The following is a 21,331-nucleotide window of genomic DNA, read 5'->3' on the forward strand; positions in this document are numbered from 1 at the left end:
CCGGCCATCCCAGTTGCTGGCACCCACCCGGCGCGCCCTGTGGCTGTTCGCGGCGGCGCTGCCGATTGCCGTCGTATTCCTCATATGGGCGCCGGCGATGTGGTGGGTGGCGCCGCTGTGGTGCCTGCTGGTGCTGGGCGCGGTGCTGGTCGATGCCGGCCGCGCCGGACAGCCGAGTGAGGTCATCCTGACCTCGGCGCGGGAGGTCGGCGTCGGCGACCCGATGGCCGTCACCCTCCGTATCGAAGCGGCTTCCCGGTTGCGCCGCCTGTCGGCAACGCTGGCGCTCGACGGCGCGCTGGCGGACGGCGGGCGTGCGGCAATGATCGCACGCGACCGCCACTTCGCAGCCGACCTCCATCCGCTCCGGCGCGGACGCTTCGCCATCGATTCCGCCTGGCTGAGCTGGCTCGGCCCGGCTGGACTGGCGCGTCGGGGGGCGGTGTGGCCGCTGAACGCCGTCGTCGCCGTGCTGCCTTCGGTCCGGCGAGCGCATGAGGTCGCACGCCGCTGGTTCGATGCCGAAGCGATGCTGGGCCAGCGGCTGGTCGCGCGGATCGGCGAAGGGAGCGAGTTTGAGAGCCTCGACCGCTACCAACAGGGGCTGGAGGCGCGGCGGATCGACTGGAAACAGTCGGCGCGCCACACCGAACTGCTGGTGCGCCAATTCGAGACCGAGCGCGACGCCCGCATCCTGCTGCTGATCGATGCCGGGCGGACGATGACCGATCCCCTGCCGCTGCCCGACGGCCGCATCGGCACGCGGCTGGATGCGGTGATCTCGGCGGCGCTCGGCTTTGCCTATGTCGCGCTGCGCGCCGGCGACCGCATCAGCTTTGGTCATTATGCCGAGCGTCCGCGCATCGACCCGCGCCAGTTCACGCGTCCGGGCGAACTCGACGCGCTCCGCCGCGCCGCGGCCGAGGTCGAATATGGCGCGGTCGAAAGCAATGTGACGCTCGGGCTCGCTGCCGCATCGTCGCTGCTGCGCCGGCGGACGCTGATCCTGCTGTTCACCGAAATCACCGATGCCGCGGGAGCGGCGCTGATGCTGAAGGGCGTGCAGCGGATGACGCGTGATCATCTCGTCATGTTCGTGCTGCTTGCGGACCCGTCGGTCGAAAGCGTCGCGGCGGCCGCGCCACACAGCCTGCACGATGTCGCGGCGGCGACGATTGCCGCCGACCTGCTGCGCGATCGGCGTCAGGTCATCGTGCGCCTGCGCCAGCTCGGAGCGATCGTCGTCGAGGCCGGAGTCGACGGGCTCACCGATGCGCTGATCCAGCAGTGGATCGACATCAAGCGAAAGGGTCGGCTGTGACCGCGGCGCGCGAAGCCATCCGCTACGATGCGCAGATGCTGCGCGCCGAACATGGCGAAAGCTGGGCCGAATTCGAGCGGCTGATCGGACGCATCGAACGCGGTCGCATCTCGGGCCTGTCCGACGACGAACTGCTGGCGGTGCCGCGGCTCTACCGCGAAACCCTCTCCTCGCTCAGCCTGGCGCGCCTCATCAGCCTCGATGGCGCGCTCAACGCCTATCTCGAGGATCTCGCCAAGCGGGGCTATTTCGTCCTTTACGGGGTGCGCGAAAAGCGGCTCGCCCGGATCGTGCAATTCTTTCGCAGCGAATGGCCGTGCGCGGTGCGCTCGCTGTGGCGGGAGACATGGCTGATGGCGGCGCTGTTCTTCGCCGCCGCGTTCATCGCCTATCTCGTGCTGCGCATCGACCCGAGCTGGTATGCGAGCTTCATCCCCGAAGGGCTGGCCGGGGGCCGCACGCCCGATGCCTCCCAGGCGGCGCTGCGCGAAACGATCTTCGAGCGCGAGACGCGCGGGCTCAATGTCTTCGCGACCTTTTTGTTCACCCACAACACGCGGGTCGCGTTCCTCGCCTATGCGATCGGCGTGCTGTTCGGCGCGCCCACCGCCTTGCTCGTGGGGTATCAGGGCTTTCCGCTCGGCGCGCTCTACTGGCTGTACGATCGCCACGGGCTTGGCATCGATTTGATCGGCTGGATCGCGGTGCACGGCACGACGGAGTTGCTGGCGATCTTCATCGCCGGCGCGTGCGGGTTTCGGATCGGCATGGCGGCGGTGTTTCCGGGGGAGCGCAGCCGGCTCGATGCCGCCCGCGATGCCGGACGGTCCACCGGCGCGGCGATCATCGGCGTCATGATCATGCTGCTGTTTGCCGGTCTGCTGGAGGGGTTCGCCCGCCAGCTGATCGCCGACACCGGCGCCCGATTGCTGATCGGCGGGACGATGCTCGCGCTGTGGCTGGCCTATTTCGTCTGGGCCGGGCGGCCGCGCCGCGCCGCTGCGGGCGTACGGTGACCATCCTCCTCACCATCATCGCGGTGGCCGCCCTCGTCGCGTTGTTCGCACGACAGCGCGGGGGCACCTTCAAGGGACAGGCCAAGGCGCCGAGCCGCCGGCTGGTCACGCCCGAGGGACTGGCGATCGATGTAGAGATCGCGCCCGCCACCGCACGCCTGTTCGCGCTCGTCATCGACCTCACGATGATTGCGATGATGCTCGTGGCGTTGGCGATCGGGTTGACCCAGCTCTTCGACTTTGCCGATCTGGATTATATTCTCATTGGCTATCTGCTGGCTTTTTTCGCGCTCCGGTATTTCTGGTTTATCGCTTTTGAATCGAGTCCGCGCGCGGCGACGCCCGGGAAACGGGCGCTGGGATTGCGGGTGGTCGCTCGCGACGGCGGGACGCTCGATTTCGGGGCGGTCGTCGCCCGCAACCTCATCCGCGACCTCGAATGGTCGCTGCCGCTGCTGATCCTGTTCGAGCCCGCAATGTCCGATGTCGGCGGGGTGGACAGCGTGCGCTGGCTGGCGGCGCTGGCGATGAGCGCGCTGCTTTCCGCCGCGCTGCTGTTCAATCGCGACCGGATGCGGATCGGCGACATCGTCGCCGGGACGTGGGTGGTGGTCGACCAACGCCGTCGCCTGGCGCGCAGTCTGATCGACGAACAAAGCGCGCGCGACGCGACGAGCTTCGCATTTTCGCCGGCGGAGCTCGCCACCTACGGCGTCTATGAACTGCAGGTGCTCGAACAGGTCTTGCGGCGAGGTCAGCGCAACGAACAGCGCGAAACCGCGGACGCCATCCGCCACCGCCTGGGGCGCGAGCTGATCGGCGACGACCGCATTTTCCTCGAAGCCTATTATCACGCGGCGCGAGCGCACATGGAACGCGAGCTGCTGTTCGGTCAGTCCCGCCGCGACAAGCATGATCGCATAGCTACGCAGAGCGGAGCCGCCCGATGACATTTCGCCCATCCGCAACCGTCAGCGACGCGGTCGCCACGCGCCGGTCGATCCGCGCGTTTACGGCAGAGGCGGTCGACCCGGCGACGCTCGACGCGATCCTCGCCAAGGCGCGGCGGGCGGCGTCGGGCGGCAATCTTCAGCCGTGGGAATATGTCGTGCTGACCGGCGATCGACGGCAGGCGCTGATCGACGCGGTGGCCGAACGTATCGCCATGGGCCTCGTCGGCATGCAACCCGAATATCCGATCTACCCCCCCGACCTGCCCGACCCGTGGGAGGGGCGACGGCGCGGTGTCGGCAAGGCGCTCTACGACGCGATGGGCATTCGTCGCGAAGACCGGGAAGCGCGCGATACCGCGATGCGGGCCAATTTCGAAGGGTTTGGCGCGCCGGTGCTGCTCATGCTCGCAACGCCGCGCTTCATGGGGCCGCCGCAGTGGGGCGACATGGGCATCTGGCTCGGCACCGTCATGCTGCTGTTGCGCGAAGTCGGCCTCGACAGCTGCCCGCAGGAGGCGTGGGCGATGTATGGCGAGACGGTGCGCGCGGTCTGCGGCTGGGGTGACGACATGATCTTCTGGACCGGGCTGGCCATCGGTCATCGTGATGTCACAGCCGCGGTCAATAATTTCCCCGTGCCCCGTCGCGAAGGATCGCCATGAGGCGTTCGCGCCACAGGTGCGCGGCTTTCGTGCCATGGGGGTGTTTGCCTGACGGGCGTGCGCGACTATATCTCGCGCGCGGCCAGCTGGCCCGCCGCCGATGAACGACCAGGAGACAGTGTTATACGTCCGCCGATGATGCGCCGTGGCATGATGCCCCCGCCCCCCCGGAGCGGCCCGCGATTCAATCAGTTCATCACCGTGCCCAAGGTGCGCGTGATCGATGAGAATGGGGAAAATCTGGGCGTTTTGCTGACCGCCGAAGCCATCGAGCAGGCGGCGGAAGTGGGGCTCGACCTGGTCGAAGTGTCCCCCAATGCGGACCCGCCGGTGTGCAAGTTCCTCGACGTGGGCAAGTTCAAGTACGAGGCGCAGAAGAAAGCCAACATCGCCCGGAAGACTCAGAAGACGCAGGAGATCAAGGAGATCAAAATGCGTCCGAACATCGACGACCATGATTTCGATACCAAGATGAAGAAGGTCGTCGATTTCCTCGAAGAGGGCGACAAGGTGAAGCTCACCATGCGCTTTCGCGGGCGTGAGATGAGCCACATGCAGCTCGGACTCGACGTCCTGAAGCGCGCGGCGGACCAGGTCGCGGATATCTCCAAGATCGAAGCGCACCCCCGCACCGAGGGCCGTCAGATGCTGATGGTGATCGCCCCCAAGACGTGATCGACGTCGCCGAGCGGTCGGCCGGGGGCAACCTCCCCGTCGCCGACCGCTCAGCTTCGATTGTTTCTTAATGACTGCGAAACCATCGCCGCCTACTCCGTTCGCATGTCAAGGCGGCGCGGGAATCTGAGACAGACAGTCGACGGCGACCGGCCCTATTGGACCGCGCCCCGGCTCCTGCTGCTGTTTTTCGTCTATTTTGTGCTGGCTGCGGCGACGATCGCCACCACGCGCTTCCGCGGAGGCGTCAGCCTCGTCTGGCTGGCCAACGCCGCTTTGATCGCGGTGCTGATGACGACGCCGCGGCGCGAGTGGCGTGCACCGATCGCGGTTTCCTTTTTAAGCGGCGCTCTGGCGACCGCGACTCTGGGCCTCGGCGCGCTGGCCGCGGTCCCGATGGCAATCGTCAACGTCGCCGAAGCCTGGTTCGGCGTGCGCCTGATCGGCTGGTTTCGCGGAAAGGCGCGACGAACGCCCTTCACCGACCTTCGCAATTTCGTGCTCGGACCGGCGATCGTTTCGCCTGCCACCTTCGGTCTGGCGGGAGCGGCGATCGCCACCTATTTCGGCGCGTCGAGCTATCAGGACAATTATGTTGCGTGGCTCGCGGGGCATGGCCTGGGGGTCGTAACCTTTACCCCGCTCGCGATGTATCTTGTTTCGACACCGCTGCGGGCGATGCGCTCTGCCGACCGATCGGAGCTCGCTTATCAGGCGATGCTGGTGGCATTGATGGTGGCGGTGTGTCTGCCTGTCTTCACGCAGACGCGTTTTCCCCTGCTGTTCCTGACCCTGCCGCCGTTGATCCTCGTCACCTTCGAAGGCGGGCGGCCGGCGGCGGCCCTGGGCATTGTCGCGCTGACCCTGATCGCGGGCGCTTTCACTCTCGCCGGTTACGGTCCGATCGCGCTGATCGACGCGCCCGTATCGTCACGCGTTCAATTCCTTCAGTTCTTCCTCGCGGCGACGGTGCTGACCATCTTGCCGATTTCGACCGCACTGGCCGACAAGCGTGACACCCTGCGCCGCCTGCGCGAGAGCGAGGCGCGCTATCGCCTGCTGGCCGACCAGTCGACGGACATCGTCCTGACGCTCACCGCCGATGGCGTGATCGAATATGCCTCGCCGTCGATCCACCAGCTCGGCGGCTACAGCCCAGCGGAGATGATCGGCACCTCTGCCTTGGCGCTGGTCGAGGCGGAGTTCGCCAAGCCGGTCATCGAATCGCACCGGGCCGCGCTCGAAGATCCGTCCCGAACCTTCATTGTCGAATATCAGGCCCGCACCGCACAGGGACAGCTGCGCTGGTTCGAGACGCATTCCCGCGCGGTGGTGGACGAGGACGGAACGATCGGCGGTGTCACCGCTGCCGTACGCGACGTGACGCACCGTAAAGCGCGCGAGCAGCGGCTGGCCGACGCAGCCCTGACCGACCCCCTCACCGGGCTCGCCAATCGTCGCGCGTTCGAAGCCGCGCTCGAGGAGCGGCTCGGCCGCGATGGGAGCGGCGGCTGCGTCGCGCTGTTCGACCTCGACCGGTTCAAGGGCATCAACGACCGGTTCGGGCACGCCGGTGGCGACGCCGTGCTGCGCTGTTTCGCGAGCCTCGCGCGGTCGACCGTGCGCGACAATGATATGGTCGCGCGATTGGGCGGTGAGGAATTTGCCGTGCTGCTCCCCGGGGCGGGGCTGGAGCAGGCGCGCCTGGTCTGCAACCGTTTGCGGGAAGCGCTGTCGGCGGCAACGATCCGCAACGGGTCGCAGGTCATTCGCGCGACGGTGAGCGCGGGCGTCGCCGCCCTCCCGACGGACGGCACCGCCGCGGACGTCATGGATGCCGTGGACCGCGCCCTCTACCGAGCCAAGCGCGACGGACGCGATCAGGTCGCGCTCGCCGCCTGATCGCGGCGCGCTTCTGAAAGCGCGCAGTGACCCACGCCGCGCCCCGAAGTGCGCGGCGTAAGGTCAGGTCGGGTTCACGCCCTTGTTCGCGGTCGCCTTGGGCGCGCTCTGCGTCGGAGCCGCCGGGGTGGGCGCCGCTGCCCCTGCAACCGGCGCGCCGACCGATCCGCCGGCCGCCGATCCCGCAGGCGCTGCCGCAGGGGCCGGGGTCGCCGGGCCGCCCGTCGCCGGAGCCGCGCCTGCACCCGCCGGAGCGGCCGCCGTACCGCCAGCCGCCGGGTCAGCGCCTTCTGCCGGCGCCCCTTCCGCCGGAGCGGCGGGCAGCGGCAGGTTCGACCCTTGCGCGTTCAGATACGCCATGATGTTGGCGCGATCTTCGGCACTCGACAGGCCGGCAAAGCTCATCTTGGTGCCGTTGGCGAAGCGACGCGGGCTGGTTAGCCATTCGTTCATCGCCTGCCAGGTCCAGCTGCCGCCCTTGGATTTCAGCGCGTCGGAATAGGCGAAGCCGGGCGCGTGGCCGCCGATCGCGCCGCCCATCACACCATGCAGGTTCGGACCGATGCCGTTGGCACCGCCCGCGTTGATCGTGTGGCATGCGGTGCATTTCGCGAATACCGCCTCACCCTTCGCCGCGTCCGCGGTCTGGAGGAGGGTTTCGATTGCCGGGCCGCCCCCGCCGCCGCCCGCGGCCGCCGCGCCTTCAACGGCAAAGCCCGCCTTTTCCGGCGTATGCGCCTTCCACAGGTGGGAGGTCAGGCTGCCCATGCCCAGAGCGACGATGCCGGCGCCCAGCACCCAGCCCAGGATCATATTGTTGCGGTCGTCCATCGCGCTTCGTCGTTCCGTAAAGCCCACGGGATTCGCCCGCGCGCGAACGGGCGCGGGACGGCACCGCCCTTAGCGACGCGGCCTTCGCTCCGCAAGCAAACCGATCCTGTGCGCGCTTGACTTCGCAAGGCCCCTCTCGCCATGCGCTCGCGCATGAGTGTGATGTTCAAAATCAGCCTTCCCGACGGGTCCGTGCGCGAGATGCCGGAAGGGTCGACCCCCGCCGACGTCGCCGCCGCGATCGGCCCCGGCCTTGCTAAAGCGGCGATCGCCGCGCGCGTCGATGGCGAGCTGCGCGACATCACCCGGCCGTTCGAAAGCGACGCGTCTCTCGCGCTGGTCACGATGCGCGACGAAGCGGACGCGCTCGAGCTCGCGCGGCACGACTTCGCGCATGTGCTGGCGGAGGCGGTGCAGCACCTCCACCCCGGCACACAGATCACCTTCGGCCCGGCGACCGAGGACGGATTTTACTACGACTTTGCCCCCGCCCCCGAGCGCGGCATGTTCACCGAAGACGACCTTCCCGCAATCGAGGCGGAGATGCGGCGCATCATCGCCGAGGACAAACCACTCCGCCGCGAGGTGTGGGACCGCGAAGACCTGATCGCCAAGTGGCGCGCGCAGGGCGAAACCTTCAAGGCGGAGTGGGTCGCGGAGCTGCCGCAGGATGCGGAGATCACCGTCTATCACTCGGGCGATGGCTGGTACGACCTGTGCCGCGGGCCGCACATGGCCTCGACCGGCAAGCTCGACCCCGCCGCCTTCAGGCTGACCCGCGTATCGGGCGCCTACTGGCGGGGCGACCAGAACAACGCGATGCTGAGCCGCATCTACGGCACCGGATGGCTCAACAAGAAGCAGCTCGACGCGCACCTTCATCGGCTGGAGGAAGCGGCAAAGCGCGACCACCGCAAGCTGGGCGCGGAAATGGACCTGTTCCACCTCCAGCAGGAGGCGCACGGGTCGGTGTTCTGGCACCCCAACGGCTACACCATCTGGCGCGCGCTCGAAGCCTATATGCGCCGCGCGATCGACGCCGCGGGCTATCACGAGGTGAAAACCCCGCAGGTGATGGACGCGCGCCAGTGGGAACAGTCGGGCCACTGGGGCAAATATCGCGAGAATATGTTCGTCATCCCCGACGAGGTGCCGAACATCGCCGATGAAGGCCCCATCGTCGGCCACGACGCCGACTGGATGGCGCTGAAGCCGATGAACTGCCCGGCGCACGTCCTGATCTTCCGGCAAGGCATCAAAAGCTATCGCGACCTGCCACTTCGGCTTTACGAAAACGGCTGCTGCCACCGCAACGAACCGCACGGCGCGCTGCACGGGCTGATGCGTGTGCGCCAGTTCACGCAGGACGATGCCCACATCTTCTGCCGTGAGGATCAGATCGTCGAGGAGGTGCAGGCGTTCTGCGCGCTCGCCGACCGCATCTACCGCGACTTCGGCTTCACCTATTCGATCAAGCTCGCGCTGCGGCCGGAGAAGCGCTTCGGCTCCGACGCCGACTGGGACAAGGCGGAGAGCGAACTGCGTGACGCGGTGCATCGCGCTGGCCTCGCGACGGCAGAATATGGCTGGGAGGAGCTGCCGGGCGAAGGCGCCTTTTATGCGCCCAAGCTCGAATGGCACCTCACCGACGCGATCGGCCGGACCTGGCAGGTCGGTACCATCCAGTCCGACCGGGTGCTGCCCGAACGACTCGATGCGAGCTATGTCGGCGAAGATGGCGAGCGGCACCGCCCGGTGATGCTGCACCGCGCGATCTTTGGCAGCTACGAACGCTTCATCGGCATATTGATCGAGCATTTCGCGGGGCGCCTGCCGACGTGGCTGGCGCCGACCCAGGCGGTGGTGGCGACGATCGTCAGCGACGCCGACGATTACGCGCGCGAGGTGGACGGGAGGCTGCGCGCGGCGGGCATCCGCGTCGACACCGACCTGCGTAACGAAAAGATCAACTACAAGGTGCGCGAACACAGCCTCGCCAAGGTTCCGCACCTGTTGGTGGTCGGCAAGCGCGAGGCCGAAGAGGGCACCGTCGCGCTGCGCACGCTGGGGCGCGAGGGGCAGCGGGTGATGACGCTCGACGAAGCGGTCGCGCTGCTGCACGATGAAGCGACGCCGCCCGATTTGCGTTCGGCGACCGTGGACCATGCCGAGGGAGAGACAGCATGACCATCCGCACCCTGATCCTGGCCGGCGTCGCCGGCCTCGCGCTCACCGGCTGCGACATCAAGCGCGGCGCCGAGACGACGAGCGAGACGACCACCACGACGAGTTCGGCGACGCCCGCCGAGGGCACGACCACCGCGGCAGCCGGCTCGACCGACCCGACCGCCGCCAGCCCCACCCCCGACGCCGCGCGGGTGACGACAGGCGCGGACGAGGCGATGCAGGCGATGACGCCGGCGCAGCTCGCCTACACCGATGCCAACAACCGCATGCACCGCGCCATGGGCGAAGTGCCGGCCGACCCGGACGTCGCCTTCATGCAGGGCATGATCCCGCACCATCAGGGCGCGGTCGACATGGCGCGCGTGGCGCTGGTCTATGGCAAGGACCGGGAGGTTCGCGCGCTCGCGCAGCGCGTCATCGAGACGCAGGAGGCGGAGATCGCCGACATGCGCCGCTGGATGCGCGAAAAAGGCGCCGCCACCGCTCCCACCGCCGCGCCTGCGGCTGCGAACAAGGCCGCGACGCCGGCCGACCACAGCGCGATGGGGCATTAAGAGGGGGGCAGCGTCGAACGCTTGCGCGGGTGACCGCGCTGCGCTAGGCAGCGATCGCTTCCTGACATCGCGAGAGGTTCGGCAGCGCCGGGGCGCCCGCTTCGGCGGCCGGGCCCGCATGTCCGGCACATCCTCAACCGGAGCCCCATGGCCGACCTCGACACCATCGCCACGCTGATCCAGCCGCATCTCGACGAGATGGGGCTCGAGCTGGTACGCGTGCGGCTGTTCGAGGGCGAGGAGCGCACGCTGCAGATCATGGCCGAGCGTCCCGACACCGGGCAGCTCACCATTCCCGACTGCACCGCGTTGTCGCACGCGATCTCCGATGCGTTCGACGCGCTCGAGGCGGAGGGGCGCGATCCGGTGCCCGGCGCTTATCGGCTCGAGGTAAGCTCGCCCGGCATCGACCGGCCGCTGACCCGGCTCAAGGACTTCGCCGATTGGGCGGGGCACGAGGCGCGGGTGACGCTCGCCAACGCCGCGGACGCCGCCGATGGATCGGCGCGCAAGAACCTCGCCGGTACGCTCGCCGGCGTCGAGGGCGATGCGATCGCCTTTGACGACCGCAAGGCGGGGCGGCTCAGCTTTGCGCTGGCCGACGTCGCCGAGGCTAAGCTGACGCTCACCGACAAATTGCTCGCCGCCACTGCGCCGCTCGATGCGACCGGGGCGGACGAGACGCTCGAAATCGATTCCACAGAGGACTGACCATGGCCAGCAACGCCATTTCCGCCAACCGCGCCGAACTGCTCGCGATCGCCAACTCGGTTGCGACCGAAAAGCTGATCGACAAGGGCATCGTCATCGAGGCGATCGAGGAAGCGATCGAGCGCGCCGCCCGTGCCCGCTTCGGCCAGGAAAACGACATCCGCGCGCGGCTCGACCCGCTGACCGGCGACCTCCGCCTGTGGCGCGTGGTCGAGGTGGTCGAGGCGGTCGACGATCATTTCAAGCAGGTCGATCTCGACCGGGCGCAGCAGCTGGAGCCCGGCGCGAGCGTGGGCGACTTCATCGTCGACCCGCTGCCCGCGATCGACCTCGGCCGCATCGACGCGCAGTCGGCGAAGCAGGTCATCTTCCAGCGCGTGCGCGACGCCGACCGCGAGCGGCAGTTCGAAGAGTATAAGGACCGCACGGGTGAGATCATCACCGGCGTCGTCAAGTCGGTCGAGTTCGGCCACATCATCGTCAACCTCGGCCGCGCCGAGGGCGTCATTCGCCGCGACCAGCAGATCCCGCGCGAAATCCCGCGCATCGGCGACCGCATCCGCGCGGTGATCCTCAAGGTCGTGCGCGAGACGCGCGGGCCGCAGATCTTCCTCTCCCGCGCGCACCCGGAGTTCATGAAGAAGCTGTTCGCGCAGGAAGTGCCCGAAATCTACGACGGCATCATCGAGATCAAGGCCGCCGCGCGCGATCCGGGCAGCCGCGCCAAGATCGGCGTCATCAGCTACGACAGCTCGATCGACCCGGTCGGTGCGTGCGTCGGCATGAAGGGCAGCCGCGTGCAGGCGGTTGTCCAGGAAATGCAGGGTGAAAAGATCGACATCATCCCCTGGTCGGAGGACACCGCGACCTTCGTCGTCAATGCGCTCCAGCCCGCCACGGTGAGCCGCGTGCTGATCGACGAGGAGGAAAGCCGCATCGAAGTCGTCGTCCCCGACGATATGCTGAGCCTCGCCATCGGGCGCCGCGGGCAGAACGTCCGCCTCGCCAGCCAGCTCACCGGCCGCGCCATCGACATCATGACCGAGGCCGATTCGAGCGAGAAGCGCCAGCGTGAATTCGTCGAACGCTCGACCATGTTCCAGGAGGAGCTGGACGTCGACGAAACGCTCGCACAGCTTCTCGTCGCCGAAGGCTTCACCGAGATGGAGGAAGTCGCCTACGTTGGGATCGACGAGCTGGCGGCGATCGAAGGCTTCGACGAGGAGCTCGCCGAAGAGCTGCAGCAGCGCGCATTGGAAGCGCTGGAGAAGCGCGAGGCCGCCGCGCGTGAGGAACGCCGTGGGCTTGGCGTCGAGGACGCGCTCGCCGAGCTGCCGCACCTCACCGAAGCGATGCTGGTGACGCTGGGCAAGGCCGGCCTCAAGACGCTCGACGATGTCGCCGACCTCGCCACCGACGAGCTCATCGCCAAGAAGCGGCAGGAACCGCGCCGTGGCGGCAAGGAGCGCCCGGAGGACAAGGGCGGCGTGCTCGGCAGCTACGGCCTCACCGAAGAGCAGGGCAACGAGATCATCATGGCCGCGCGCGCGCACTGGTTCGAGGACGAAGCGTCCGAGAGCGACGGTGCGGATGCGGGCGCGGACGCCAGCACGGAGGCCGCCGATGCGGACTCCACCCAATGACGATCGCCTGATCCCGGACACCACGGAACGCGAGCCACGCAGCCCTGAACGGCGTTGCGTGGTGAGCGGCGTGACGGGCGCGCGCGAGGACATGCTGCGCCTTGCCATCGCGCCCGACGGCGCGGTGCTGCCCGACGTGCGCGCGGCGGCGCCGGGCCGCGGGGCATGGCTCAACGTCGATCGTGCGACTCTTGAAAGCGCGCTCGTCAAGGGCAAGCTAAAGGGAGCGTTGGCGCGCGCGTTCAAGGGCGCGCCGCTCTCCATCCCCGACGACCTCCCCGCCCGCATCGACGCCGCCTTCGCACGCGAGGCGCTGGCGCTGCTGGGGATGGCGGCGCGGTCGGGGGTGTTGCTGCTCGGCGCGGACCGCATCGACACCGCCGCGCGCGGGGGCGAGGTGCACTGGCTCGCGCACGCCGCTGACGCCGCCGAAGACGGTCGCCGCAAGCGCGACCAGAGCTGGCGGGTCGGGCTCGATGAGGAAGGTTCGGGCCGCCACGGCGACGTGCTGCCGCTTGGGCGCGACGCCTTGTCGATCGCGCTTGGGCGGGAAAATGCCGTGCACCTCGCGCTCACCGATCGTGGCTGGGCGGAACGTGCGGCGCGGATGTTCGCCCGCTGGCGCGCGTTCCGTGGATGCGCTACGGGCGGCGACGCCGAGCAACAGATTTTGGGCTCCACCGAGCCGCTCGAAGTTTCTTCGTCACCGGAAAGCGCCGGTGGCGAGGCTGCTGCTGTTTGAAGGACGAGTTGACCCTCGATGAGTGATACGAACGACAAGCCGACCCTGACCCGCAAGCCCCTGGGGCTCAAGCGGACGGTCGAGGCGGGCCAGGTGCAGCAGCAGTTCAGCCACGGGCGCAAGAACACCGTGGTGGTCGAGGTGAAGCGGCGCCGCATGCTCGGCAAGCCCGGCGAGGCTGCGGAAGCGACGCCGACGCCTGAGGTTGCTGCGCCCGCACCGGCGCCGGCCCCCGCCCCGGTGGCCAAGGCCCCGGCGCCCAAGCCCGCCGCCCCGCGTCCGCCAGCGGACAGCCTTGAAACGCGCCAGGAGCGCCAGGCCCGCTTGCTGCGCGAAGCCGAAGAGGCACGGCTGCAGGCGCTCGAGGACGCCCGTCGCCGCGAAGAAAACGAGAAGCAGCAGGCGAGCGAGGACGAGCGTCGCCGTGCCGAGGAGAACCGCCGCGCCGCGGAGGAAGCTGCGCGGGCCGAGGCGGAAGCCGCCGCTCGCGCCGCCGAGGAGGCCGCCGCCACCGCGGCGCCTGCGCCGACGCCGGCCGAACCGGCCGATGCGACCCCCGAGGCCGCCAACGGCGAGTCGGCTCTGGCGACCACGGAAGCCAAATTCCCGCCGCCGCGCCGCTTCACCCCGGTCGAGAGCCCCAAGCGCCCCGAACCCAAGCGCCCCGCTCCCGCGGCCGACAAGAAGGCGACCGGCGACAACCGCCGCCAGTCGGGCAAGCTCACCGTCACCCGCGCGCTGGGCGACGATGAAGGTGCGCGTGCGCGCAGCCTCGCCGCGCTGAAGCGGGCGCGCGAGAAGGAGCATCGCCGTGCGTTCGGCGGTGGCCCTTCGCAGCCGCGCGAAAAGCAGGTGCGCGACGTGGTCGTGCCCGACGCGATCACCGTCCAGGAACTCGCCAACCGCATGGCCGAGAAGGGCGCCGACCTCGTGAAGGCGCTGTTCAAGATGGGCATGGTGGTGACCGTCAACCAGACGATCGACCAGGACACCGCTGAACTGCTCGTCACCGAATTCGGCCACAACCTGACCCGCGTCAGCGAAGCCGACGTCGACATCGACACCGATGCGGACGTCGATGCGGCGGAGACGCTGAAGGCGCGGCCGCCGGTGGTGACCATCATGGGCCACGTCGACCACGGCAAGACCAGCCTGCTCGACGCACTGCGCGGCACCAAGGTCGTGTCGGGCGAAGCGGGCGGGATCACCCAGCACATCGGCGCCTATCAGGTGAAGGCGTCGAACGGGGAGGTCATCACCTTCCTCGACACGCCGGGCCACGCGGCCTTTACCGAGATGCGTGCGCGCGGGGCGAACGTCACCGACATCGTCATCCTGGTGGTTGCCGCCGACGACGGGCTGATGCCGCAGACGATCGAGGCGATCAATCACACCAAGGCTGCGGGCGTGCCGATGATCGTCGCGATCAACAAGGTCGACAAGCCCGAAGCCAACCCGCAACGCATCCGCGAACGCCTGCTCGAGCACGAGATCGTGGTCGAGGCGATGGGCGGCGACGTGCAGGATGTCGAAGTGTCGGCGCTGAAGGGCACCAACCTCGACAAGCTGATCGACGCGATTGCGCTCCAGTCGGAGATCATGGAGCTGAAGGCCAACCCCGACCGCGCGGCGGAAGCGACGGTGGTCGAGGCGAAGCTCGACAAGGGTCGCGGGCCGGTGGCGACGGTGCTGGTGCGTCGCGGCACGCTCAAGACCGGCGATATCTTCGTCGTCGGGTCGGAGTCGGGCCGTGTGCGCGCAATGGTCGACGATGCGGGCAAGCAGATCAAAGCCGCCGGCCCCTCGGTGCCGGTCGAGGTGCTCGGCCTCGGCGGGGTGCCGCAGGCGGGCGACACGCTGACCGTCGTCGAAAGCGAAGCGCGTGCGCGCGAGGTTGCGGGTTATCGCGCTGAACAGGCGCTCGCGCGCCGCACCGCCTCGGCGCCGGCGAGCCTTGAGAACATGTTCTCCGCGCTCGCCGACAAGGCCAACGTCATCGAATATCCGCTGATTATCAAGGCGGACGTGCAGGGGTCGGTCGAAGCGATCGTCAACGCGCTCAACAAGCTCTCCAATGACGAGATCAAGGTGCGCGTGCTGCATTCGGGCGTGGGCGCGATCACGGAAAGCGACGTGACGCTCGCCGCTGCATCCAACGCGCCGATCGTCGGCTTCAACGTGCGTCCCAACGCCAAGGCGCGCGAGATCGCGAACAGCCGCAAGGTCGAGTTCAAATATTACGACGTGATCTATCACCTGACCGAGCAGATTGCCGAGGAAATGGCCGGCAACCTGTCGCCGGAGATCATCGAGAACGTCATGGGCCGCGCCGAGGTGAAGGAGGTCTTCCCCGCCGGCAAGAAGGACAAGGCGGCGGGTCTGCTCGTGCTCGAAGGCGCGATCCGCAAGGGGCTCCACGCGCGCCTCACGCGGAACGACGTCATCGTCTCCAAAACCACCATCGCCTCGCTGCGGCGGTTCAAGGACGACGTGGCGGAGGTGCGCGCAGGCCTCGAATGCGGCGTGCTGCTGGCGGACACCAACGACATCAAGCCGGGCGACATGCTCGAGGTGTTCGAGGTCGAGGAACGCGCGCGGACGCTGTGATCCGCGCCATAGCGGTCAGCCGGGCGGCGCGCCTGCGGGTGCGCCGTCCAGCTGCGCCAGCGCCCATTGCGCGGCTTCGGCGACGACCTCGTCGGTATCCGTCCTGAGCGCCGCGAGCGCCGGCCGCAACCGCGCATCGCCGCTGTTGCCGGCGGCGATCGCCGCGTTGCGCACCATGCGCGATCGGCCGATGCGCTTGATCGGCGAGCCTGCAAAGAGGGCGCGAAAGCCCGCATCGTCGAGCGCGAGCAGGTCCGCGATGCGCGGGGCGACGAGTTCCGCGCGCGGCAGGAACGCGCGGTGGCGGTGCGCTGCGTCGGCGAACTTGTTCCACGGGCATACCGCCAGGCAATCATCGCAGCCGTAAACGCGATTGCCGATGCCGCGCCGCAGGTCATGCGGGATCGGCCCTTGATGTTCGATCGTGAGATAGGAGACGCAGCGCCGCGCATCGAGGCGATAGGGCGCGGGGAATGCGTCGGTCGGGCAGGCGCGCTGGCAGGCGTCGCACGACCCGCACGACCCGCGCGCGAGCGGCGTGGGCGTAATGTCGAGCGTGGTCATGATCGCGCCGAGGAACAGCCAGCTGCCATGCTCGCGGCTGAGGAGGTTGGTGTGCTTCCCCTGCCAGCCCAGCCCCGCAGCGGCGGCGAGCGGTTTTTCCATCACCGGCGCGGTGTCGACGAAGACCTTCACCGCCTCCCCCATGGGTGCGGCGGCGAGGAGGTCCCGCGCCACCGCCTTCAGCGCGCGCTTGACGATGTCGTGATAGTCCGCGCCCTGCGCGTAAACGGAGATGCGGCCGCGGTCGGGATGCGCCGCGAGCGCCAGCGGGTCGCGGCCGGGCGCGTAGCTCATCCCCAGCATGATGACGCTGCGCACGTCGGGCCACAGCCCCGCCGGCGACGCGCGTTCGTCGGCGCGGGCCTCCATCCACAGCATCGAGCCGTGGCATCCCTCCGCCAGCCATGCGCGCAGCCGCTCCCCCGCACGCGGCGCGGCATCGGCGGGCGCGACGCCCCATGCGGCAAAGCCATGCCGCGCGGCGCTGTCCGCCAGGATCTGTTGGAGGGTCGCAGGCACGGCGAGGGCTTTACCACCACCCCCGCGCCGCACCCACTCCCCTTTATCGCAGCGCCGCCGCGATAAAGTCCGCGGCGCGTTCGCCGATCATGATGGACGGTGCGTTGGTATTGCCGCTGACGAGGCGGGGCATGATGCTGGCGTCGGCCACCCACAGCCCGTCGACGTGGCGCGATTTCAGCGTCGGGTCGACCACCGCGCCGTCGTCGCCGCCCATGCGGCAGGTGCCGACCGGGTGATAGACGGTGTCGGCGCGGGCACGGATCTGATGATCGAGCGCTTCGTCATCGTCATAGTCGACCGGGTGGCGATCGACGCCCTTGTAATCGCCAAGCGGCGGCGTGTTGAGGATGCGGTGCATCATCCGCACCCCGCGCCGCAGCACCGCGATGTCACGCTCGTCGGTGAGGAAGGCGGGGTCGATCAGCGGCGCCGACGCCGCGTCGCGGTTCCGCAGCCGCACCGTCCCGCGGCTTTCCGGGCGCAGCACGCAGGCGTGGCAGGAAAAGCCGTGGCCCTTCACCTTCGTGCGGCCATGATCCTCGAGCATGGCGGGCACGAAATGATATTGCACATCGGGCGCGGGAAGGTGGCCTTCCGATTTCCAGAAGCCGCCCGTCTCCGCATAGGGCGTCGTCATCACCCCCGATTTGCGGCGCCGATGTTCGAGGATGGCCAGCGCCATCTTCCACGTCCCCGCAAGGCTCGAGCCAATGAAGTCCTTGGACGCGGTCTGATAGCTCGCGACATAGTCGATGTGGTCCTGCAGATCGCCGCCCACCGCCGCCACGTCGGCGACCACGTCGATCCCCATCTCGCGCAGATGCTCGCCCGGCCCGATGCCCGAAAGCATCAGCAGCTGCGGGCTGTTGAAAGCGCCCGCGCTCAGCACCACCGCGCCGTTTGCTTCGAGGGTCTCGCTGCCACCCGGCGTCCTGATGCGCACCCCGTGCGCCCGGCCATCGCGGATCGCGAGCCCCTCGACGATCACCCCGGTCCGCACGTCGAGGTTCGCGCGTCCGCGCGCGCTTTCGAGATAGGCGCGCGCCGCCGACCAGCGCTCGCCCCCCTTCTGCGTCACCTGATAGGCGCCGAACCCCTCCTGTCGCGCGCCGTTGAAATCGTCGTTGCGCGGCAGCTGCAGCATCGCCGCGCCTTCGACAAAGGCGCGGCTGCCGGGGTTGACCCACGCCTGATCCATGACGTTGAGCGGTCCACCGGCGCCATGATATTCGTCCGCCCCGCGCTCGTTGTTCTCGGCACGTTTGAAATAGGGCAGCACGTCGTCATAGGCCCAGCCGGTGCAGCCAAGCTCGGCCCAATGGTCATAGTCCCACTTGTGCCCGCGCACGTAGAGCATGGCGTTGATGGCCGAGCTGCCGCCCAGCCCGCGCCCGCGCGGCTGATAACCGGTGCGGCCGTTGAGCCCCCGTTGCGGCACCGTTTCGTAGCGATAGTTGGACGCGTCCTTGATGAACGGCATCATCCCCGGCGTCTTCACCTGGAAATTGTCGTTGGTGCCGCCCGCTTCGAGTAGGCACACGCGGCGGGTTCCGTCCTCCGACAGCCGGCCGGCGATGGCGCTGCCGGCCGACCCGCCGCCGATCACGATGATGTCATAGCTCGCCATGGCCCGCGTCTCTCTCCTTTTCCGCCTGGCGTTTTCGCCATAGCGCCTTGATCTCTTCGCTGGTGCGGCGGCTGCCGTCGTGGCTCCATCCGGGCGGGCCGAAGGCATAGCCGAGCTTCGCGCGCCACGGCGCCGCGTTCACGTCGCGTGCGATACCGACCCACTCGTGAAACGCTGCCCACAACAGGTTGAAGCTGCCGAGTTGATGGACGAGGCCGTAGCGCGGGCGCTCCGCGTCGCGCTCGGGCACATAGCTGCCGAACAGGCGGTCCCAAACGATGAACACCCCCGCATAATTGGCGTCGAGATAGTCGGGGTTGGTGGCGTGGTGGACGCGGTGGTGCGACGGCGTGTTCATCACGCTTTCGAACCAGCGCGGCATCCGCCCGATCGCTTCGGTATGAATCCAGAACTGATAGACGAGGTTCAGCCCCGCGCAGAAGAACACCATCACCGGATGAAAGCCGATCAGGAAGAGCGGCATCCGAAAGATGAAGGCGAGGCTGAAAAAGCCCGTCCAGGTCTGCCGCAGCGCGGTCGTCAGGTTATAATGCTGCGAGCTGTGGTGGATGACGTGGCTCGCCCAGAACCAGCGCACGCGATGCGCGGTGCGGTGGAAGGCGTAGTAGGCGAGGTCGTCGAGCACGAAGCACAGCGGCCACGCCCACCAGACAAAGCCGATGTCGAAGGCGCGATACTGATACAGCGCCATCGCCAGCGCAAAGACTATGCCGCCGGTCAGCGCGCCCGCGACCGTGCTGCCGAAGCCGAGCAGCAGCGACGTGCGCGTGTCGTTGGGCTCGTAACGGGTCGGGTCGCGCCGCTTCACGAGCCACATTTCGAGCAGCACCAGCGCAACGAAGCCGGGCACCGCCCATTGGACGACGTCGGGAAGCTGGGGCACATTCACGCCGAAACCCTCCGCAGCACATCGGCGACCCTTGTTGCGCCTGCGCCCAGTGTGAGCGTGACCGGACCGAACCGGCGATCCGCCGGCGTGACAATCAACCGGTCATTCTCCAGCCGGATGTCGGTGCCGCGACCGATCCGCCGCGCCGCATGCGCGACCCCGTGGGCGCGGACCAGCATCGCATCGCCCGCACGGTCGCGCACGATCGCGGCGCGACCGTCGGCGTCGACCCAGGCCTCGACCCCGACGAAGCCGCACTCCGCCTCTTCGGCGAGCGCCAGCGCGTGCGCTTCGTCACGAATCGCAGGACCGGTCGGGCCCAACCCCATGCGGCCCGTCAGCCAGGCGATCACCAGCACCGCCGCGAGGCTCGCCGCAAGCGGCAGCATCACGGCGAGCGCCTCGCTCACCGCCCGCCCGGCGCCCGCTGAGTGGCGAATATGTTGAGCGTGGCGGCGAGGGGGGCGAGGTCATAGCCGCCCCGCGCTGCCGCGGCGATCAGCTCGCCCGGATCGTCGCCCGCCTGCGCGCGCGCCAGCGCCCACAGATGCGTCGAGCGCGTGCCCGACCGGCAGAAGGCGAGCGCCTTCCCAGGATGCGCCGCGAGCGCGTCGTTGAGCGCGGGCAGTTGCCCCGCGTCGAACTGCCCCGGCGCGACCGGCAAGTGGATGTAGGCAAGGCCCAATCGCCTCGCCTCCGTCTCCATGTCGGCGGCGCTCGGCGCGGCCAAGTCTTCACCGTCCGGGCGATTGTTGACGACCAGCGTCACCCCAAACGCCTTTGCCTCGGCAAGATCGGCGAGCGTCAGCTGGGGGCTGACGGCAAAGGTCGGCGTAAGCGCGTGCATGTCCATGCTGACATGCGTGTCATTAGCCTCGGTCGGGGTCAAGCGGGGCAGGCTCGCCGCGCGTGTTGTCGGGTGCTGGCGAGCCATCGGGCGCCGCCACCGTGTCCGCCATGGCCGCGCCGCGGGCGCCCATCGGCCGCTCCGCGCCTTCGGTGGTGTCGCGCGCGGTCTGGCGCTCGAGCTCCGCGTTGAACTCCGCCCCGAACAGCAGGATGTATGCGCTGAGGTAAAGCCACATCAGGAACGACACGACTGCGCCCAGCGCACCGTAAGTCGCATTGTAGCTGCCAAAGCGGCTGACGTAGAAACCGAAGGCCAGCGTGCCGACGAAAATGCCGATACTCGCCAGCACCGCACCCGGCGACAGCCACGACCAGCGCGCATTGTCGCGGTCGGGACCGTAGCGATAGATGGCGGCGATCAGCGCAGCCAGGATCAGCGCCGCGACGCTCCACGCGACAATCGTGCCGACCAGCGGCAGCGGCGCGGCGGCGGGAATGACGTTGCCGAGCAGGCTCATCGCGGCGATCGCCGCGGTCACCGCGATGCCCACCGCAACCGCGCCCAGCGTCATGCCGAGCGCGAGCAGCGTCAGCTTGATGAAGCCGCGCCGCTCCTCCTCCTCATAGGTGACATTGAGCGCGCCGATGATCGCCTTCGCGCCCTTGGTCGCGCCGTAGATCGAAAGCGCGGTGGCGGTCAGCAGCCCGACCCCCTGCCTTGTCGGCGCTTCGCTCGTGATCGCGACGAGCTGGTCGCTGATGATGCCCGCGATGTCGGCGGGCAGGTTGCGCACCAGCACGAGGAGGTGCGCCGCCACGCTCTCCGCATTGGCGACGAGGCCGTAGATCAGCACGATCGACGCCAGCAGCGGCACGAACGCCAGAAACGCGTAAAAGGCGACGCCCGCCGCCAGAAGGTCCAGGTTGTCGCGGGAGGCTTCGGTGAAGGCCCGCCGCGCTACCTGCCACCAGCCGCGCCACGGAATCTGCCGCGGATCGCTTGCGTTACGGCCGGTCGCGCCGGCGGGAGAGGTTGGGTTGGTCATGCCCCGTCT

Annotated in this window: 19 protein-coding genes; 12 read left to right on the forward strand and 7 right to left on the reverse strand. The window is 68.6% G+C overall.

Annotated features, from left to right (window positions below; translation table 11 throughout):
• Positions 1–13 precede the first annotated feature (13 nt).
• The 6 genes from ACRYJK_RS09210 (at position 14) to ACRYJK_RS09235 (ending at position 6,529) form a co-directional block, all read left to right on the forward strand.
• Complete coding sequence (locus tag ACRYJK_RS09210; protein ID WP_482667215.1) at positions 14–1,321, forward strand: DUF58 domain-containing protein; 1,308 nt, start codon at positions 14–16, stop codon at positions 1,319–1,321.
• On the forward strand, positions 1,318–2,337 hold the full coding sequence (locus tag ACRYJK_RS09215) for a stage II sporulation protein M (RefSeq protein ID WP_482667216.1): 1,020 nt from the start codon (positions 1,318–1,320) through the stop codon (positions 2,335–2,337). Before ACRYJK_RS09210 ends, ACRYJK_RS09215 begins: the two co-directional genes overlap by 4 nt.
• Complete coding sequence (locus tag ACRYJK_RS09220; RefSeq protein WP_482667217.1) at positions 2,334–3,287, forward strand: RDD family protein; 954 nt, start codon at positions 2,334–2,336, stop codon at positions 3,285–3,287. The genes ACRYJK_RS09215 and ACRYJK_RS09220 overlap by 4 nt, the downstream gene beginning before the upstream one ends.
• Positions 3,284–3,952: a nitroreductase gene (locus ACRYJK_RS09225; RefSeq protein WP_482667218.1), complete on the forward strand. Its 669-nt coding sequence runs from the start codon at positions 3,284–3,286 to the stop codon at positions 3,950–3,952. Before ACRYJK_RS09220 ends, ACRYJK_RS09225 begins: the two co-directional genes overlap by 4 nt.
• Before the next feature lie 153 nt (positions 3,953–4,105).
• Positions 4,106–4,627 carry a translation initiation factor IF-3 gene (gene infC / locus ACRYJK_RS09230; protein ID WP_482667438.1) on the forward strand — a complete coding sequence of 174 codons (522 nt, stop codon included), beginning with the start codon at positions 4,106–4,108 and terminating at the stop codon, positions 4,625–4,627.
• A 105-nt stretch (positions 4,628–4,732) separates the two neighbouring features.
• Positions 4,733–6,529 carry a sensor domain-containing diguanylate cyclase gene (locus ACRYJK_RS09235; RefSeq protein WP_482667219.1) on the forward strand — a complete coding sequence of 599 codons (1,797 nt, stop codon included), beginning with the start codon at positions 4,733–4,735 and terminating at the stop codon, positions 6,527–6,529.
• Between the two features lie 63 nt (positions 6,530–6,592).
• On the opposite strand, the gene ACRYJK_RS09240 is transcribed toward ACRYJK_RS09235, so the two are convergent.
• Complete coding sequence (locus ACRYJK_RS09240; protein WP_482667220.1) at positions 6,593–7,360, reverse strand: c-type cytochrome; 768 nt, start codon at positions 7,358–7,360, stop codon at positions 6,593–6,595.
• Between the two features lie 153 nt (positions 7,361–7,513).
• On the opposite strand from ACRYJK_RS09240, the gene thrS reads away from it, so the two are divergent.
• The 6 genes from thrS (at position 7,514) to infB (ending at position 15,804) form a co-directional block, all read left to right on the forward strand.
• Positions 7,514–9,547 carry a threonine--tRNA ligase gene (gene thrS / locus ACRYJK_RS09245; protein WP_482667221.1) on the forward strand — a complete coding sequence of 678 codons (2,034 nt, stop codon included), beginning with the start codon at positions 7,514–7,516 and terminating at the stop codon, positions 9,545–9,547.
• Positions 9,544–10,101 carry a CopM family metallochaperone gene (copM, locus tag ACRYJK_RS09250; protein ID WP_482667222.1) on the forward strand — a complete coding sequence of 186 codons (558 nt, stop codon included), beginning with the start codon at positions 9,544–9,546 and terminating at the stop codon, positions 10,099–10,101. The genes thrS and copM overlap by 4 nt, the downstream gene beginning before the upstream one ends.
• Positions 10,102–10,248: 147 nt before the next feature.
• Complete coding sequence (locus ACRYJK_RS09255; protein WP_482667223.1) at positions 10,249–10,812, forward strand: LSm family protein; 564 nt, start codon at positions 10,249–10,251, stop codon at positions 10,810–10,812.
• A gap of 2 nt (positions 10,813–10,814) precedes the next feature.
• A complete protein-coding gene (nusA, locus tag ACRYJK_RS09260; protein ID WP_482667224.1) occupies positions 10,815–12,455 on the forward strand; it encodes a transcription termination factor NusA in 1,641 nt (546 codons plus the stop codon).
• Complete coding sequence (locus ACRYJK_RS09265; RefSeq protein ID WP_482667225.1) at positions 12,436–13,197, forward strand: DUF448 domain-containing protein; 762 nt, start codon at positions 12,436–12,438, stop codon at positions 13,195–13,197. The genes nusA and ACRYJK_RS09265 overlap by 20 nt, the downstream gene beginning before the upstream one ends.
• A gap of 18 nt (positions 13,198–13,215) precedes the next feature.
• Positions 13,216–15,804 (forward strand): translation initiation factor IF-2, encoded by a 2,589-nt coding sequence (gene infB, locus ACRYJK_RS09270; RefSeq protein WP_482667226.1) that lies wholly within the window; start codon positions 13,216–13,218, stop codon positions 15,802–15,804.
• A 15-nt stretch (positions 15,805–15,819) separates the two neighbouring features.
• Here the strand turns inward: infB and queG are convergent, their stop codons facing one another.
• The 6 genes from queG to ACRYJK_RS09300 form a co-directional block, all read right to left on the reverse strand.
• Complete coding sequence (gene queG, locus ACRYJK_RS09275; RefSeq protein WP_482667227.1) at positions 15,820–16,887, reverse strand: tRNA epoxyqueuosine(34) reductase QueG; 1,068 nt, start codon at positions 16,885–16,887, stop codon at positions 15,820–15,822.
• A 43-nt stretch (positions 16,888–16,930) separates the two neighbouring features.
• Positions 16,931–18,517, reverse strand: a complete 1,587-nt coding sequence (locus ACRYJK_RS09280) for a GMC family oxidoreductase (RefSeq protein ID WP_482667228.1) — start codon at positions 18,515–18,517, stop codon at positions 16,931–16,933.
• A complete protein-coding gene (locus ACRYJK_RS09285; RefSeq protein ID WP_482667439.1) occupies positions 18,504–19,355 on the reverse strand; it encodes a sterol desaturase family protein in 852 nt (283 codons plus the stop codon). The genes ACRYJK_RS09280 and ACRYJK_RS09285 overlap by 14 nt, the downstream gene beginning before the upstream one ends.
• 68 nt (positions 19,356–19,423) lie before the next feature.
• A complete protein-coding gene (locus tag ACRYJK_RS09290) occupies positions 19,424–19,837 on the reverse strand; it encodes a hypothetical protein (RefSeq protein WP_482667229.1) in 414 nt (137 codons plus the stop codon).
• Positions 19,834–20,280 carry a protein tyrosine phosphatase family protein gene (locus tag ACRYJK_RS09295; RefSeq protein WP_482667230.1) on the reverse strand — a complete coding sequence of 149 codons (447 nt, stop codon included), beginning with the start codon at positions 20,278–20,280 and terminating at the stop codon, positions 19,834–19,836. The genes ACRYJK_RS09290 and ACRYJK_RS09295 overlap by 4 nt, the downstream gene beginning before the upstream one ends.
• A 16-nt stretch (positions 20,281–20,296) precedes the next feature.
• Complete coding sequence (locus ACRYJK_RS09300; protein WP_482667231.1) at positions 20,297–21,322, reverse strand: YihY/virulence factor BrkB family protein; 1,026 nt, start codon at positions 21,320–21,322, stop codon at positions 20,297–20,299.
• Positions 21,323–21,331 lie beyond the last annotated feature (9 nt).

It is taken from the genome of Sphingomonas sp. BLHR8, assembly GCF_056821725.1.

What these genes read in the sequence shown, in the direction of transcription:
- ACRYJK_RS09240 (WP_482667220.1), bottom strand. Translation starts at nt 7,360, where the DNA reads ATGGACGACCGCAACAATATGATCCTGGGCTGGGTGCTGGGCGCCGGC.
- ACRYJK_RS09280 (WP_482667228.1), bottom strand. Translation starts at nt 18,517, where the DNA reads ATGGCGAGCTATGACATCATCGTGATCGGCGGCGGGTCGGCCGGCAGC.
- nusA (WP_482667224.1), top strand. Translation starts at nt 10,815, where the DNA reads ATGGCCAGCAACGCCATTTCCGCCAACCGCGCCGAACTGCTCGCGATC.
- ACRYJK_RS09285 (WP_482667439.1), bottom strand. Translation starts at nt 19,355, where the DNA reads ATGTGGCTCGTGAAGCGGCGCGACCCGACCCGTTACGAGCCCAACGAC.
- infB (WP_482667226.1), top strand. Translation starts at nt 13,216, where the DNA reads ATGAGTGATACGAACGACAAGCCGACCCTGACCCGCAAGCCCCTGGGG.
- thrS (WP_482667221.1), top strand. Translation starts at nt 7,514, where the DNA reads ATGAGTGTGATGTTCAAAATCAGCCTTCCCGACGGGTCCGTGCGCGAG.
- ACRYJK_RS09225 (WP_482667218.1), top strand. Translation starts at nt 3,284, where the DNA reads ATGACATTTCGCCCATCCGCAACCGTCAGCGACGCGGTCGCCACGCGC.
- infC (WP_482667438.1), top strand. Translation starts at nt 4,106, where the DNA reads ATGCCCCCGCCCCCCCGGAGCGGCCCGCGATTCAATCAGTTCATCACC.
- ACRYJK_RS09300 (WP_482667231.1), bottom strand. Translation starts at nt 21,322, where the DNA reads ATGACCAACCCAACCTCTCCCGCCGGCGCGACCGGCCGTAACGCAAGC.
- ACRYJK_RS09295 (WP_482667230.1), bottom strand. Translation starts at nt 20,280, where the DNA reads ATGGACATGCACGCGCTTACGCCGACCTTTGCCGTCAGCCCCCAGCTG.
- ACRYJK_RS09265 (WP_482667225.1), top strand. Translation starts at nt 12,436, where the DNA reads ATGCGGACTCCACCCAATGACGATCGCCTGATCCCGGACACCACGGAA.
- copM (WP_482667222.1), top strand. Translation starts at nt 9,544, where the DNA reads ATGACCATCCGCACCCTGATCCTGGCCGGCGTCGCCGGCCTCGCGCTC.
- ACRYJK_RS09235 (WP_482667219.1), top strand. Translation starts at nt 4,733, where the DNA reads ATGTCAAGGCGGCGCGGGAATCTGAGACAGACAGTCGACGGCGACCGG.
- ACRYJK_RS09255 (WP_482667223.1), top strand. Translation starts at nt 10,249, where the DNA reads ATGGCCGACCTCGACACCATCGCCACGCTGATCCAGCCGCATCTCGAC.